Here is a 14,893-nt window from a genome sequence, read left to right as displayed (position 1 = left end):
GGCTGAAGATCTCCGGCGCAGGCCCGCACCTCCAGCCCGTCCGGCGTTTGAGGACAAGGCCCTTGAGGCCGGAGCGGGGGTCTGGGGGCGGCAGCCCCCAGGAACGGACAGGCCGCGGGTGGCTCAGCTCGTGGGCCGGTCAGCCAACGCAGTAGGTGGCTCGTCGTCCATTTCGAAGGCCATCGGGAAGGCCGCATGCCCCGCCAGCCGGAACCACCGCACCTTGCGGTGCCGCCGCAACGCCCGCGCCGCCCGCACCGCGTCGTTGTGGAACCGCCGGGCCATCGGCACCCGCCGCACCGCCTGCGCCAGCTCGGTCGCCGCCTCGTCCCCGCCGGGGGCCTCCCGCACCGCCTCCATCTGCTGCACCTCTCCGAAGACGGCGCGCAGGGCCTGGCTCAGCTCGCTCTCGGCGACCTCCCGCTGCTCCTCCTGCGCCTGCCTGGCGGCGTGCGCCGCCTCGTACAGCACGATCGAGGCGGCCGGGTCGAGCACCCCGGAGGTCGCCAGCTCCTGGGCGACCGAGGCGCGGCGCAACAGCTGCGCGTCGAGTGCGGCGCGCGCGGCGTCGATCCGGGCGTGCAGCCGGTCGAGGCGCCCCGCGGTCCAGCTCAGGTAGAGGCCGATCGCCGCGAGGCCGACGAGGATCCAGATCAAGGTTGCGGTCACGGGCCGCAAGGCTACTCGGGCGTGGTCACCCGCCCCTCACGCCCTCGTGCCCCGTGCGCACCGTCCGCCGCGGAGGACGGGGTCCGGGGCTCCTCCGCCTCGCCCGCTCTCACTCCCGGGCCAGCCCGAACCGTGCCCGCAGCCCGGTCCGTTCGTCCGCCGCCACCGCCGCCGCCCCGTCCGTCACCGTCTCGTACACGGACAGGATGTCGGCGCCGACCGTGGACCAGTCGAAGCGCCGTACGTGGGCGCTGCCCCTCGCACGCAGTTCGGCGCGGCGCTCGGGGTCGCCGAGCAGGCGCAGGGCGGAGGCGGCCAGCGCGTCCGCGTCCTCGTTGGCGAACAGTTCCCCGGCCGCTCCCTGGTCGAGCACCTGGGCGAAGGCGTCCAGGTCGGAGGCGAGCACGGGCGCCCCCGCCGACATGGCCTCCACCAGGATGATCCCGAAGCTCTCGCCGCCGGTGTTGGGTGCCACGTACACGTCGACGCTGCGCAGGAAGCGGGCCTTGTCCTCGTCGCTGATCATGCCGAGGAACTCGACGCGCGAGCGCATCTCGGCGGGCAGCGACTCGACGGCCTCCTCCTCGTCACCCCGGCCGGCGACCAGGAGTCTGGTCGCGGGGCGTTCGGCGAGGATCTTCGGGAGCGCCTTCATGAGGACGGGCAGGCCCTTGCGGGGCTCGTCGATGCGGCCGATGAACCCGAGTGTGTCGCCCTGCCACTCCTGCTGGGGCTTGGCGCGGGCGAAGAAGTCGACGTCGACGCCGTTCGGGATGACCACCGCGTCGCCGCCCAGGTGCTCCACGAGCGTGCGCCGCGCGTACTCGCTCACGGCGATCCGCGCGCTGATCTTCTCCAGCGCGGGCTGCAGGATCGGGTAGGCGGCGATCATCGCCCGGGAGCGCGGGTTGGAGGTGTGGAAGGTGGCGACGATGGGCCCCTGCGCGGCCCAGCACGCGAGCAGTCCCAGCGACGGCGAGGTCGGTTCGTGGATGTGGATCACGTCGAAGGTGCCGTCGTGCAGCCAGCGCCGCACCCTGGCCGCCGACAGGAACCCGAAGTTCAGGCGCGCCACGGAACCGTTGTAGGGCACCGGGACGGCGCGGCCCGCCGAGACGACGTACGGCGGCAGGGGTGTCTCGTCGTCCGCGGGAGCGAGGACGGAGACCTCGTGCCCGAGGCGGATGAGGTGCTCGGCGAGGTCGCGGATGTGGAACTGGACGCCACCGGGTACGTCCCAGGAGTAGGGGCAGACGATGCCGATCTTCACGGCTGCTCCCCGTCGGACGGTTCGGGGCGGGGCTCCAGGTCGGCGAGCCACAGGCGCTGCAGCATGTGCCAGTCCTCCGGATGGTCGGAAATACCCGTGGCGAAGGCGTCGGCCAGCGCCTGTGTCATGACAGACGTCTTCTCGGCCCGGGTACCTGTCTCGGGGACCTCGACGGGGGGATGGACACGGCCCTGCATCACCGGTGAGTCGTCGTACCAGAGTGTCACCGGGAGGAGCAGCGCCCCGGTCTGCTGGGCCAGCAGCGCCGGGCCCGCCGGCATCCGGGTGGCCTCTCCGAAGAACTTGACCTCGACGCCGGACGCGGACAGGTCGCGTTCGGCGACCAGGCAGACCAGGCCCCCGTCGCGCAGCCGCCGGGCGAGGGTGCCGAACGCGGTGCCGCCGCTGTGCGGAAGGACCTCCATGCCGAGGCCCTCGCGGTAGGCGACGAAGCGGTCGTACAGCGACTCCGGCTTGAGGCGCTCGGCCACGGTCGTGAACGGCGTCTCCAGCTTGGTGGTGACCCACGCGCCCGCGAGGTCCCAGTTGCCCATGTGCGGGAGGGCGAGGATGACGCCCCGGTCGGAGGCGATGCCGTCCGTCAGGTAGTGCGCGTCCCTGGGGTCGAAGCCCGTCCGCACGCGCTCCCGGCTCCAGGCGGGGAGGCGGAAGGACTCCATCCAGTAACGCAGGTACGAGCGCATGCCCGCCCGGGAGAGTTCAGCGAGCCGCTCCGGACTCGCGTCGGGGACCACGCGCGCGTAGTTGCTCTCCAGGCGCAGCACGCCCTTGCCGCGTCGCCTCCAGGCGAGGTCCGCGATGGTGCGGCCGAGACGTACGGCGACCGGCTCCGGGAGCGTCTTGACGGTGCTCCAGCCGAGCGCGTACGCCCCGTCCACCAGTCTGTCCTGGAGGCTGGTCACGACGTGGCCCCGCTGCTGTGCGCGGCGGCCGCGTCGGCCTCGGCGGACTCCCGGCGCACCGTGACGACGCGCTGGACCAGCGTCACCAGGCTGCCGACGGCGACGATCCACAGGGCGACGGGCAGCAGCCACTGGATGCCCGGGACCCCGAACGCGTGCAGCCCCGCGAGGCCCGCCGCGACCAGCGAGATCACCAGGCGTTCGGCGCGCTCCACCAGACCGTTGACGGCGACCGGCAGGCCGATCGACTCGCCGCGGGCCTTGGTGTACGAGACCACCTGGCCGCTGGCCAGACAGAAGATCGAGACGGCGCAGAGCACGTTGTTGTTCCCGTTGCCCGCGTACCAGAGCGCGAAGCCGCCGAAGATGGCCCCGTCGGCGACCCGGTCGAGCGTGGAGTCCAGGAAGGCCCCCCACCGGCTGGAGCGGCCGAGCTGGCGCGCCATGTTGCCGTCGACGAGGTCGGAGAAGACGAAGAGCGTGATGACGATCGTGCCCCAGAAGAACTCTCCCCGGGGGTAGAAGACCAGCGCGCCCGCCATCACTCCGGCCGTGCCCAGGAGGGTGACCGTGTCGGGGCTTACCCCCCGGCGGATGAGAAACGCGGCGAACGGTGTGAGGACACGCGTGAAGAATGCACGCGCGTACTTGTTCAGCATGGCCTTCCCGACGGTCGGTGTCGCCGGGCGGCCCCTGCTGGCCCCCGGCTGGCCCATCGTAGTCACGCGCGCGCATGTGCGACGGTCGGGCACCCGCACCCCGTGTCCCAGGGGGCTCCCCAGGCGGCACGGCGCGATCGCGTCCGCCGTATGGACGCACCGTGACGCGAGTGCAAAGCTCGAAGTCACCGCGGGCGTCATCGGAGCCGTACCGCTGGGGGTACGCCCTGGACCCGGTCCGGGGAGACATCCGTCGTGCCCGCGCCCAGAGAGACCTCACCGTGCACGGGAGGCAAGGCCATGGGCGACAAGGCGAACACACACCCCGGAGCCGCCGGCAGGGCTACGGCGGCCGACCACCCCGCGTCCGTACGGAATGTGGTGCTGGTCGGCCACAGCGGATCGGGCAAGACGACTTTGGTGGAGGCTCTCGCGCTGACAGCGGGAGCCGTGAACCGGGCGGGCCGGGTGGAGGACGGCACCGCCGTGTCCGACTACGACGAGATCGAGCACCGGCAGCAGCGCTCGGTGCAGCTCTCCCTGGTACCCGTCACCTGGGACGGGTACAAGATCAACATCCTCGACACCCCCGGATACGCGGACTTCGTCGGGGAGCTCAGGGCCGGTCTGCGCGCGGCGGACGCGGCCCTCTTCGTGGTCTCGGCCTCGGACGGCGTGGACGGCTCGACCCGGATGGTGTGGGACGAGTGCGCGGCGGTCGGCATGCCGCGGGCCATCGTGGTCACCCACCTCGAATCGGCCCGCGCCGACTTCGACACGATGACCAGGATCTGCGCGGAGGCCTTCGGCGCCGACGACCCGGACGCCGTGCTGCCGCTCTATCTGCCGTTGCACGGAGAGCCGGGCCCCGACGGGCACGCGCCGGTGACCGGGCTGATCGGGCTGCTGTCGCAGCGACTGTTCGACTACTCGTCCGGTGAGCGCGTGGAGGCCGAGCCGGTGGACGGGCAGCTGCCGCTGATCGAGGAGGCGCGCAACCGGCTGATCGAGGGGATCATCGCCGAGAGCGAGGACGAGACCCTCATGGACCGCTATCTGAGCGGGGAGGAGATCGATTTCAAGACATTGGTGCAGGACCTGGAGCGGGCCGTGGCGCGCGGGGCGTTCTTCCCCGTGCTGGCCGCCGCCCCCGCCGCCGAGGGCGCCCGGCAGGGACTGGGCACGGTCGAGCTCCTGGAGCTCGTCACCGGCGGCTTCCCGACCCCGCTGGAGCGCTCGGCACCCGCGGTGACCACGCCGGACGGCGCGGCGCGCGCGGTCAGTGCCTGCGACCCGGACGGGCCGCTGGTGGCGGAGGTCGTGAAGACCGCCAGCGACCCCTACGTCGGCCGGGTCTCGCTCGTCCGCGTCTTCTCCGGCACCCTGCGCCCCGACGAGACGGTGCACGTCTCGGGGCACGGGCTCACCGACCGCGGCCACGAGGATCACGACGTCGACGAGCGCGTCGGCGCGCTGTCCGCGCCGTTCGGCAAACAGCAGCGCGCCCTCACGCACTGCATCGCGGGCGACCTGGCGTGTGTGGCGAAGCTCAACCGGGCCGAGACCGGTGACACGCTCTCGGCCAAGGACGACCCGCTGCTGATGGAGCCGTGGCAGATGCCCGACCCACTGCTGCCGCTCGCCATCCAGGCGCACAGCAAGGCCGACGAGGACAAGCTCTCGCAGGGTCTCGGCCGGCTGGTCGCCGAGGACCCCACCATGCGTCTGGAACAGAACCAGCACACCCACCAGGTGGTCCTGTGGTGTCTGGGCGAGGCGCACGCGGACGTCGCCCTGGAGCGGCTGCGCAGCCGGTACGGCGTCCAGGTCGACGTGGTCCCGCACAAGGTCTCCCTGCGGGAGACGTTCGCGGCCAGGTCCGCGGGGCGCGGGCGCCATGTGAAGCAGTCCGGCGGCCACGGCCAGTACGCGATCTGCGAGATCGAGGTCGAGCCCCTCCCGAACGGTTCGGGCATCGAGTTCGTGGACAAGGTCGTCGGCGGGGCCGTGCCCCGGCAGTTCATCCCGTCCGTCGAGAAGGGCGTGCGCGCCCAGGCGGCCAGGGGCGTGGTGGCGGGCCATCCGCTGATCGACGTACGGATCACCCTGCTCGACGGCAAGGCGCACTCGGTGGACTCCTCCGACGCGGCCTTCCAGACCGCGGGCGCGCTGGCGCTGCGCGAAGCCGCCGCCGAGGCGAGGATCCATCTGCTGGAGCCGGTCGCCGAGGTGACCGTCATGGTCGGCGACGACTACGTGGGCGCCGTGATGAGCGATCTGTCGGGGCGGCGCGGCCGGGTCGTCGGCACGGAGCAGACGAGCGGCGGACGCACGCTCGTGCGGGCCGAGGTGCCGGAGATGGAGATCGGCCGGTACGCCGTCGATCTGCGCTCGCTCTCGCACGGCACGGCACGTTTCCAGCGCAGTTACGCGCGGCACGAGCCGATGCCGCCGCAGATCGCCGAGAGGATGCGCGAACAGACGCGGGAGGCCTCGTAGTTCACACCGGACGCACTCCGGTTCACCCTCGGCGGGCGGCTTCGGCCGTCCGCCGACGAAGGGCCGCCGCCTGCCGATACGCTGATGACCTGATCAAGGTGTTGGCCGATGACGTGGCGACTCATCACCATGACTGACTGATCAACAGGTGTGCGGGGCAGGGAAGTCGGGAAAAGCCGCAGAAGCGACACCGGCGGCGATGGGGGCGGGAATGACGGTTCCAACCGGTTTCGAGGACATCTTCGGGCCACAGGTGCCACGCTCGGGTTCGGACGAGATGGCGACGTACGCCTTGGCGTCGGCCGCCTACCGGGACGACGAGGTCGAGAAGATCCTCGAAGCCAACAACGAGTGGCACGAGTCGAAGGTCAACCCGGGCCGCAAGTGGGCGACGATCTTCCGGCCCAACCTCGGTGAGGCCTTCGCCCAGGCGGTGGTGACCCGCATGCTGGGCGTCGGCCGCAGTCCGGTCGTCCAGTCCTTCGGCATCGAGCCGCAGGCGGTGGTCGAGCACTGTCTGGCGGCCAACCGCCTCCGCAAGGAGCGTGACACCCGCCTGACGGTCGTGATGGCGGTCTGCGGTCTGCTCTTCCTGCCGGGGCTCCTGCTGTGGCTGCTGGTCTTCCAGATACGGACCGCCGTCTCCAAGCGCGAGGACAAGCGGGCCTCCGCCCTCGCCACCGCGCTCCTCGTCGCCGTGGGCGTCGTCGCCGTGATCGCCATGATCCGGCTGCCCTTCACCGGCCCCCTGGCCTGGTACGTGCGGGGCGCGATCGTCGCCCCGGTCGTCGGCTGGCTGCTGGCGAAGCAGATCTGCGAGCGCACCGCGAAGGACCTGCGTACCCGCTGGACCAACCTCCTCTCCGGCAGCACCGTGGGCGCCCGGGTCCCCGAGTCCGTCCCCAGCAGCCCCGGCGACACCCGGGCCGAGCGGCTGCGTCAGGCGTTCGGCGAGCTGCGGGACGAGCAGCGGTCGAACTCGGTGTTCTACGCCGGCCCCAAGGGCATCCTCGGCATGGGCACGCGCTGGGGTCACTGGCACCTCGCGGAGGAGCTGGTGCCGGTCGTCTCGGACCAGATGCAGAAGGTGGGGTCGCTGAGCGCGGAGCTGGCCAAGCACCTGGTTCCGGCCCCGGAGATCAACAGGTTCCAGAGCTTCGACGTCGTCAGCGCCATCGAGCGGGCGCTGGAGCGGCTCAACACGAGCCCGCTGACCACGGGCGGCTTCCCCAAGCCCGAGATCCGGCACTGGGTCGTCACGCACATCCCGGCGAGCTCCAAGGCCGTCACCCGCCCGAGCGGCAGCACGGCCCACCAGGTCAACCTCCAGCAGATACGGGACATCTGCAACAAGAAGCAGTACAACAGCGGCGAGCGGCACTACCTCGGGGTCCAGTGGACCCTCTACGACGGCCAGCTCGTGATCAGCATGCTCGTCACGGTGACCGTGCTGCACAAGACCCTGCGCATCGAGCTCACCGGCCATGCCCTGGGACCGGTGAACGGCCTGTTCATGGGCAAGCCGGCGGCCAAGGAGAAGAAGGTCGCGAAGACGGTCAAGTTCTGGGAGACCCGCACGGTGAAGCTCCCGCTGGTCGGCAACGACGAGGTCGTACGGCTCGCGGCCCGCGCCCCGTTCACCTGGTACCCGCCGTTCCTGAACTGGCTCGGCGGCTCGCTGACCCTTCCCGAGCCCTTCGGACTGCGGCACGCCTGGGCCGACCAGCCCTGGAAGAACCGCTTCATGACCGACGACGTACTGCGCTCCGCGACCCCCGTGCTCCGTGTGGTGCACGAGGCGGTCATCGAGTTCCTCAAGGGCCACAACGTGGACACCACGAAGTTCGACGGCCGCACCTCCGTGCTCAGCGGCGCGGTGCAGGACCCGACACCGAAGAAGGACGACGTCTACGACGCGTAGGCCTCCGGCGGCTCGGCAGGAGACGGCGCGCCCGCGCCCCGTCACGGGGGCGCGGACACGCCCCGCGCTCGGCGAAGCGCGGGGCGGCACGGGCAGTCGCCGTGCGGGGCGAGATGCGGGACACGGCCGGGGCGCGGGCGGGCGCCGTACGGGGCCGAAGCACTGGACACGGCCGGGGCGCCGTGCCGGGCCGAGGCACGGCGTACATCCTGAACGCCGTATAGGGCGCGAGCGCACGCCGTACGGGGCCAAGCGCGGCACACAGCCTGAACGCCGTGCCAGGCACGAGCACCCGCCGCACGGGGCAAAGCGCGGGGCACGGCCGCGACGCCGCACGACGCACGAACGGGCACCTGTCGGGCGAAGCACGGCACACAGCGCGAACGCCCTATGGTGCACGGGCTCACGCCGTACGGGGGCGAAGCACGGCGCACAGCCTGAACGCCGTGCCGGGCACGAGCGAACGCCGTGCCGGGGCGCGGCCGGAACGCCGTACGGGGCGCGCAGCCCAGGACATGCCCGGGGCGCCGTGCCCGGCGTGGGCGGGCGTCCGTGGGGCGAGAGCGCCGGGGGCGGTCGGCCCGTTGGAGAGGTCGGGGGCGTGGATTTCCACGCCCCCTTTCCGTACGCTTCCGCACCCCTTCCGGGGCCCGGCACGGCTACGGTCTGGGCCACGCCTCGGCGAGCATCTTGCGGGTGTCCGCGAGCAGTTGGGGAAGGACCTTGGTGTGGCCGACGACCGGCATGAAGTTGGTGTCGCCACCCCACCGGGGCACGATGTGCTGGTGGAGGTGGGCGGCGATGCCCGCCCCGGCCACGGTGCCCTGGTTCATGCCGATGTTGAAGCCGTGCGCACCGGACGCGGCGCGCAGCGCGGTCATGGCCTGCTTGGTCAGCTCGCCGAGCTCGGCGGTCTCCGGGCCGGTCAGGTCGGTGTAGTCCGCGACGTGGCGGTAGGGCACGACCATGAGATGGCCGCCGTTGTACGGGTAGAGGTTGAGCACCGCGTACACCTGCTCACCGCGCCTGACGATGAGCCCGTCCTCGTCGGACTTGGCGGGGATCGAGCAGAACGGACAGCCGTCGTCGGCCCCCGGGCCGGTGGGCTTGTTCTCGCCCTGGATGTAGGCCATCCGGTGGGGCGTCCACAAGCGCTGGAACGCGTCCTGCGTCCCCACTCCGATCTGCTGCTCCGGCTCACTCGTCATGTGGTGCAGCATATTGCTTCGCCCGTTCGCGGCGTGTCGGCGGGGCACTTCCGCCGGCGCCCCGCGCCAAGCTGGGCCGGTGGACGACGACAGCCCGCGGGCCCGCTGGGAACGGCGCACCGAGGTCCCGCTCGGTCTGTGCTCGCTGCTGTTCCTCACCGCCTACGCGGTGCTGGTCCTGGGGCACGGTCTGCCGCCCGCCGCGCGGGACGCGTGCCTGGCCGTGATGCTGGCCGCGTGGGGACTGTTCCTGGTCGACTACGCGGTGCGCTGGCGGCTGAGCGGCCAGGGACCCCGCTTCGTACCGGCCCACTGGCTGGACACGCTGGTGCTCGTCCTGCCCCTGCTGCGCCCGCTGCGCGTCGTCAAGGTGTACGAGGCCGTACAGCGCCGTCACGGACAGCCCCGTCTCGCCCTGCACGCGCGCGTGGTCTTCTACGCGGGTCTGTCGGTGCTGCTGCTCGGCTTCGCCGGCGCCCTCGCCGTCTACCAGCAGGAGCACTCGGCGCCGCACGCGACGATCCGCACCTTCGGTGACTCGGTGTGGTGGACCTGCGCCACCCTCGCGACGGTGGGCTACGGGGACGTCGTCCCGGTGACCCGGCTGGGCCGCACGATCGCGGTGGGACTGATGGCGTGCGGTCTGGCGCTGCTCGGCGCGGTCACGGGGGCGTTCTCGTCCTGGTTGCTGCACGTGTTCGCGCGCGAGGACGACGAGAGGCCCCCGGGAGTCTGAACTCCCCCGGGGGCCTCTCGGTCCGTACGCGTCGGATCACCCGGTACGCCGGGTCACCACGTCCGTCAGACCTGCGTGCGCTCCTCGACGATCTTCGCGATCTTGGCGATCGCCTCGTCGAGGGGGATGCCGTTCTCCTGCGAGCCGTCGCGGTAGCGGAAGGAGACCGCGCCGGCCGCCATGTCCTCGTCGCCCGCGATGACCATGAAGGGCACCTTCTGCTTCTGCGCGTTGCGGATCTTCTTCTGCATGCGGTCGGAGGAGGAGTCGACCTCGACCCGCAGGCCCTGCTTCTTCGCCTCGGCGGCGAACTTCTGGAGGTACTCCACGTGCGCGTCGCCGATCGGGATGCCGACCGCCTGGACGGGCGCCAGCCAGGCCGGGAACGCGCCCGCGTAGTGCTCCAGGAGCACCGCGAAGAAGCGCTCGATGGAACCGAAGAGCGCGCGGTGGATCATCACCGGACGCTGCTTGGTGCCGTCGGGACCGGTGTACTCCAGGTCGAAGCGCTCGGGCAGGTTGAAGTCGAGCTGCACGGTCGACATCTGCCAGGTCCGGCCGATCGCGTCCTTGGTCTGGACGGAGATCTTCGGGCCGTAGAACGCGGCGCCGCCCGGGTCCGGGACGAGCGGGAGGCCCTGCTTCTCGGCCACCTGTCGCAGCGTCTCGGTGGCCTCCTCCCAGATCTCGTCGGAGCCGACGAACTTCTCCGGGTCCTTGGTGGACAGCTCCAGATAGAAGTCGGTGAGGCCGTAGTCGCGCAGCAGGCCGAGGACGAAGGTGAGCGTCTTGTCGAGCTCGTCCGCCATCTGCTCCTTGGTGCAGTAGATGTGCGCGTCGTCCTGCGTGAAGCCACGGGCGCGGGTCAGACCGTGCACGACGCCCGACTTCTCGTACCGGTACACGGTCCCGAACTCGAAGAGACGCAGCGGCAGTTCACGGTACGAGCGGCCGCGCGCGTCGAAGATCAGGTTGTGCATCGGGCAGTTCATGGGCTTGAGGTAGTAGTCCACGCCCTCGTCGAGCTGCATGGGCGGGTACATGCCGTCGGCGTACCAGTCCAGGTGGCCCGAGGTCTCGAAGAGCTTCCCCTTGGTCGCGTGCGGGGTGTAGACGAACTCGTAGCCCTCCTCCTCGTGCCTGCGGCGCGAGTAGTCCTCCATGACCCGGCGGATGATGCCGCCCTTGGGGTGGAAGACGGCGAGGCCGGAGCCGATCTGGTCCGGGATGGAGAAGAGGTCCAGCTCGTTGCCCAGCTTGCGGTGGTCGCGCTTCTCGGCCTCGACGAGGAAGTCCAGGTGCGCCTTCAACTCGTCCTTCGACGGCCAGGCGGTGCCGTAGATGCGCTGGAGCATCGGGTTCTTCTCGCTGCCGCGCCAGTACGCGCCGGCGTTGCGCATGAGCTTGAACGCCGGGATGTTGCGGGTGGTGGGCAGGTGAGGACCGCGGCAGAGGTCCTTCCAGCACAGCTCGCCGGTCTTGGCGTCGAGGTTGTCGTAGATCGTCAGCTCGCCGCCGCCGACCTCGACGTCCGCGCCGTCGGCTCCGCCCTCCGCGGCCGCGGAGCCCTTGATGCCGATGAGCTCCAGCTTGTACGGCTCGGCGGCGAGCTCCTCGCGGGCGTCCTCGTCGGTGACCACACGGCGGGAGAAGCGCTGGCCGCGCTTCTGGATCTCCTGCATCTTCTTCTCGATGGCCTTGAGATCCTCGGGCGTGAACGGCTTCTCGACGTCGAAGTCGTAGTAGAAGCCGTCCTTGACCGGCGGGCCGATGCCGAGCTTGGCCTCGGGGAAGAGCTCCTGCACGGCCTGGGCCATGACGTGCGCGGTGGAGTGGCGCAGGATGTCGAGACCGTCCGGGGAGGAGATCTCGACCGGCTGGACCTCCTCGCCGTCCTTCACCTCGTACGCGAGGTCCTTCAGCTCGCCGGCCACGCGCGCCGCGATGACGGTGCGCTCGCCGGTGAAGAGATCGGCGGCCGTAGTGCCCGTCGTCACCACGCGTTCTTCCCGCTCGGAATCGCGTTGGATGATCACACGGACGTCTGACACCGGACTCTCCTGCCTGAAGGTGGGCGCGCCGCGACACGCGGGCGCAGACAGGAATCGTACCGAGCCGAGGCCTCCCTCCGCGAAACGGTTACGGTCCGTCCGGGCTCAGTCCCCGCTGCACGCCTCCTCGAAGAAGTCCAGATTCTCCTGGAGCGACTTCATCAGCCGGTCCCGCTCTGCCTCGTCGACCTGAACGGGTACGACCCCGGAGGCGTCGGTGAGTCTGCGGAAGCCGCCGCGGCTCTCCAGCCGCCCGTGCACCCGCACCGGCAGCCCGACGAGATGGGCCTGCCCCGCTATCCGGTACGCCTCCTCGTCGAGGGTGACGCGCACGTACGGGACCTCCGCGCCCGCGATCACCCGCAGCCGTGCGGTGCCCTCACCACGCGGCTCCGACCTGCGCATCCGCACCACGGCCCCGGTGATCCGGACCGGCACGGACGGCTCCTCGCGCAGATAGCGGGCCGCGGCCTCGCGCAGCACGGGCACGTCGCCGGGCGAGAACTCGACGGCCTCGTCGGGCGACGCGCAGCCTTCGGGGACGCCGGCGGCGGGCGCCCACTCGACGGCGACGCGGGCGCCCTCGGTGCCCCGTACGAGGGCGACGACGGCCTCGGTGAGTTCGTGGCTGACGCCGGCCTCGACGGCCGCGTCGAAGGCGTCCATGCCACCGGTGGCCCGCTGGTAGTCGATGGCCTCGCGGGCGGCGTACAGCGCCTGGTGCAGGCGTACGGCCAGCGAGCGGCCGGTTTCCACGGGCACGAAGGCGGTGAGCCGGCGTCCGCCGGGGTCGGCGCCGACGAGGACGTTCTCCAGCGACGCGGCGGCGGGCCTGCGGTACCGGGCGCCGTAGTAGCCGGCCCGGGCGCGGGTGGCGAGGGCGGCGGCGAGCAGCATCTGGCGGGCGGCCGAGCGCAGCCGCTCCTCGACGCTCCAGGGCGTGGCGCCGACGGGGCCGGTCGGGACGTCGCGCCACCAGCGGATCTCGTCGCTGGGCACGGCGAGCGCGACCAGGACGTCGCGCGCGGAGGGGGCACCGCTGCGGGAGAGCGCGTCGAGGGCCTCGCCGAGAAGGTCGTCGCTGTCGGGGAAGGCCCGGTTCTCCGGCACGAGCAGGCTGGTGCCCGAGCCGCCGGGCCCGGGTGGGGTCCACCTGCCGTACCGTCCCGGGGCGCCGCCGCGGCGCTGCCAGCCGTGCCGGTGCAGCAGCGCGCTGAGCACGGCGGGGTCGACCTGGCCGGGCTCGGGCGGCTCGGTCCAGTGGGCCTCGGCGGGGTGCGGCCTGACCGGCCGGAGGGGTTCGTCGATCGGACGGTGCGTCATGGCCTGCCTCCCGTCCCGACCCGCGTCATGATCTCGCACAGGGCCCGGTCGTCGAAGATGCGCGAGGTCGGTATGCGGACGGTGGTTCTGCGCCGGCCCGTCACGGGCTGCCCGGCGAGGTTGGTCCAGTAGCAGCAGTGCCGCAGGTCGAGGCGGTCGTGGCTGGCGCGCAGCCAGTCGTCCTGGGACCGGGGCACGAGCATCACGACCAGGATCTTGTGCACCGAGACCGGGGTGCGGGCGAGCTTCGCCAGGTGCTCGTTGTCGAGCGTGAAGGAGAAGGCGGGCCCCGGGGGGTTCGGCGGGATCTGGTACGTGCACTTGAGCTGCACCTTGATGGTGACTTCGTCGTCGACGGTGTGTCCGGGGCCGCTGTGGCTGACGTGCCAGTCGATCCCGTTGTCCGGGAAGGGCTGGGACAGCGAGCAGCCGGCCGCCGCGGCGACGGCGTGCAGGTAGCCGACCTGCAGCGTCTCCATGCAGGCGGTGGTGGCGAGCGTGCCGCGATGGGGTGCCGTGCGCTGGGGCAGCAGCCCGCCCCGCTCGGGCTGCGCGATTGCCATGAGTCCAACAGCCTTCCAAGCCAAGAGAATCCCCGCGACGGGCCGCTGAACTGCAAAGACCCGTACCTCTGTTGTCTCCTTCCGGCGTACGGCGCAAACAGCCCGGGTATCACCAAACGGGCAGAAGACGGTGCGTCAGCTGCCGTGGGTGAACGAGGAGTTGTGTGCGTATGACGTGCTGGTACGAGGGCCCCTTGGCCGCGTTCGACACGGAGACCACGGGCGTGGACGTCGAGACCGACCGGATCGTGTCGGCCGCCGTCGTCGTCCAGGACACCGCCGGTTCCCGACCCCGGGTGACCCGGTGGCTGGTGAACCCGGGAGTGCCGGTGCCCGAGGGTGCGACGGCGGTGCACGGGTTGACGGAGGAACATCTGCAGCGCAACGGCCGCTGGCCGTCGCCGGTGATGGACGAGATAGTCCGGGTGCTGGGCGAGCAGGCGGCGGTGGGCCGTCCGCTCGTGGTGATGAACGCGCCGTTCGATCTGACGCTGCTGGACCGGGAGTTGCGTCGGCATCGGGCGTCCTGTCTCGACCGCTGGTTCGAGTCGGCGCCGCTGCGCGTGCTCGATCCACGGGTCCTGGACAAACATCTGGACCGCTACCGCAAGGGCCGGCGCACGCTCACCGACCTGTGCGCGCACTACGGCGTCGCCCTGGAGGGCGCGCACGACGCGGCGGCGGACGCGCTGGCCGCGATGGAGGTGGTACGGGCGGTGGGGCGCCGGTTCGCTCCCCGGCTGGAGCGGCTCTCCCCCGCCGAGCTGCACACCTTGCAGTCGGTGTGGCACGCGGCGCAGGCACGGGGGTTGCAGGCCTGGTTCGCGCGCAGCGGTTCGGAGGAGTCGGTCGATCCGTCGTGGCCGCTCAGGCCGGAGCTGTCCGCGGCGGCGTGAGCGGGTGCGTGGTGGCCCGCGCGCACGTGTGGCGGCCCGGGCGGACACCGGTGCCGTTTTCGCCCGGGCATGCAAGAAGGCCGGTCCGTCTGTGACGGACCGGGCACTGCCCCTGGGGGATAGAGGGGGCGCACCACTGTCCACATCCGGGTGAACGTAACGCGCGCCCCACGTG

Annotated in this window: 12 protein-coding genes; 4 read left to right on the top strand and 8 right to left on the bottom strand. The window is 71.6% G+C overall.

Annotated features, from left to right (window positions below):
* Window positions 1-123: 123 nt before the first annotated feature.
* From ACFV2J_RS16895 to pgsA, 4 genes are all read right to left on the bottom strand, one after another.
* On the bottom strand, window positions 124-669 hold the full coding sequence (locus ACFV2J_RS16895) for a hypothetical protein (RefSeq protein WP_385088484.1): 546 nt from the start codon (window positions 667-669) through the stop codon (window positions 124-126).
* 109 nt (window positions 670-778) lie between these two features.
* Window positions 779-1,939, bottom strand: a complete 1,161-nt coding sequence (locus ACFV2J_RS16890; protein WP_385088482.1) for a glycosyltransferase family 4 protein — start codon at window positions 1,937-1,939, stop codon at window positions 779-781.
* Entirely contained in the window at window positions 1,936-2,862 is a 927-nt protein-coding gene (locus ACFV2J_RS16885; protein ID WP_385088480.1) for a phosphatidylinositol mannoside acyltransferase, read from the bottom strand. The genes ACFV2J_RS16890 and ACFV2J_RS16885 overlap by 4 nt, the downstream gene beginning before the upstream one ends.
* Window positions 2,859-3,578, bottom strand: coding sequence for a phosphatidylinositol phosphate synthase (pgsA, locus tag ACFV2J_RS16880; protein WP_385088488.1), 720 nt, complete (start codon window positions 3,576-3,578; stop codon window positions 2,859-2,861). Before pgsA ends, ACFV2J_RS16885 begins: the two co-directional genes overlap by 4 nt.
* 243 nt (window positions 3,579-3,821) lie before the next feature.
* Between pgsA and ACFV2J_RS16875 the strand changes: the two genes are divergently transcribed.
* A complete protein-coding gene (locus ACFV2J_RS16875; RefSeq protein WP_385088486.1) occupies window positions 3,822-6,020 on the top strand; it encodes an elongation factor G-like protein EF-G2 in 2,199 nt (732 codons plus the stop codon).
* A 211-nt stretch (window positions 6,021-6,231) separates the two neighbouring features.
* Window positions 6,232-7,941: a hypothetical protein gene (locus ACFV2J_RS16870; RefSeq protein ID WP_385088478.1), complete on the top strand. Its 1,710-nt coding sequence runs from the start codon at window positions 6,232-6,234 to the stop codon at window positions 7,939-7,941.
* A 659-nt stretch (window positions 7,942-8,600) separates the two neighbouring features.
* Here the strand turns inward: ACFV2J_RS16870 and ACFV2J_RS16865 are convergent.
* Window positions 8,601-9,161, bottom strand: a complete 561-nt coding sequence (locus tag ACFV2J_RS16865; protein WP_385088476.1) for an HIT family protein — start codon at window positions 9,159-9,161, stop codon at window positions 8,601-8,603.
* A 67-nt stretch (window positions 9,162-9,228) separates the two neighbouring features.
* Between ACFV2J_RS16865 and ACFV2J_RS16860 the strand changes: the two genes are divergently transcribed.
* Window positions 9,229-9,885, top strand: coding sequence for a potassium channel family protein (locus tag ACFV2J_RS16860; protein ID WP_385088474.1), 657 nt, complete (start codon window positions 9,229-9,231; stop codon window positions 9,883-9,885).
* A gap of 65 nt (window positions 9,886-9,950) precedes the next feature.
* On the opposite strand, the gene thrS is transcribed toward ACFV2J_RS16860, so the two are convergent.
* The 3 genes from thrS to ACFV2J_RS16845 all read right to left on the bottom strand — a co-directional run bounded on the left by thrS (window position 9,951) and on the right by ACFV2J_RS16845 (window position 13,822).
* Window positions 9,951-11,936, bottom strand: a complete 1,986-nt coding sequence (thrS, locus tag ACFV2J_RS16855) for a threonine--tRNA ligase (RefSeq protein ID WP_385088472.1) — start codon at window positions 11,934-11,936, stop codon at window positions 9,951-9,953.
* A 105-nt stretch (window positions 11,937-12,041) separates the two neighbouring features.
* Window positions 12,042-13,259, bottom strand: coding sequence for a hypothetical protein (locus ACFV2J_RS16850; protein ID WP_385088470.1), 1,218 nt, complete (start codon window positions 13,257-13,259; stop codon window positions 12,042-12,044).
* Complete coding sequence (locus tag ACFV2J_RS16845; protein ID WP_153291635.1) at window positions 13,256-13,822, bottom strand: DUF4365 domain-containing protein; 567 nt, start codon at window positions 13,820-13,822, stop codon at window positions 13,256-13,258. Before ACFV2J_RS16845 ends, ACFV2J_RS16850 begins: the two co-directional genes overlap by 4 nt.
* A gap of 170 nt (window positions 13,823-13,992) precedes the next feature.
* Here ACFV2J_RS16845 and ACFV2J_RS16840 point away from each other — a divergent pair, with 170 nt between their 5' ends.
* The gene (locus ACFV2J_RS16840; RefSeq protein ID WP_385088468.1) at window positions 13,993-14,718 is read left to right on the top strand and encodes a 3'-5' exonuclease; all 726 of its coding nucleotides are present in this window, start codon (window positions 13,993-13,995) and stop codon (window positions 14,716-14,718) included.
* Window positions 14,719-14,893: the final 175 nt, after the last annotated feature.

Source organism: Streptomyces sp. NPDC059668 (genome assembly GCF_042734135.1).
In the GTDB taxonomy this organism is placed as follows: Bacteria; Actinomycetota; Actinomycetes; order Streptomycetales; family Streptomycetaceae; genus Streptomyces.
Note: the sequence above shows the minus strand (reverse complement) of the source record. Positions and strands in the feature narration are given on the sequence as shown.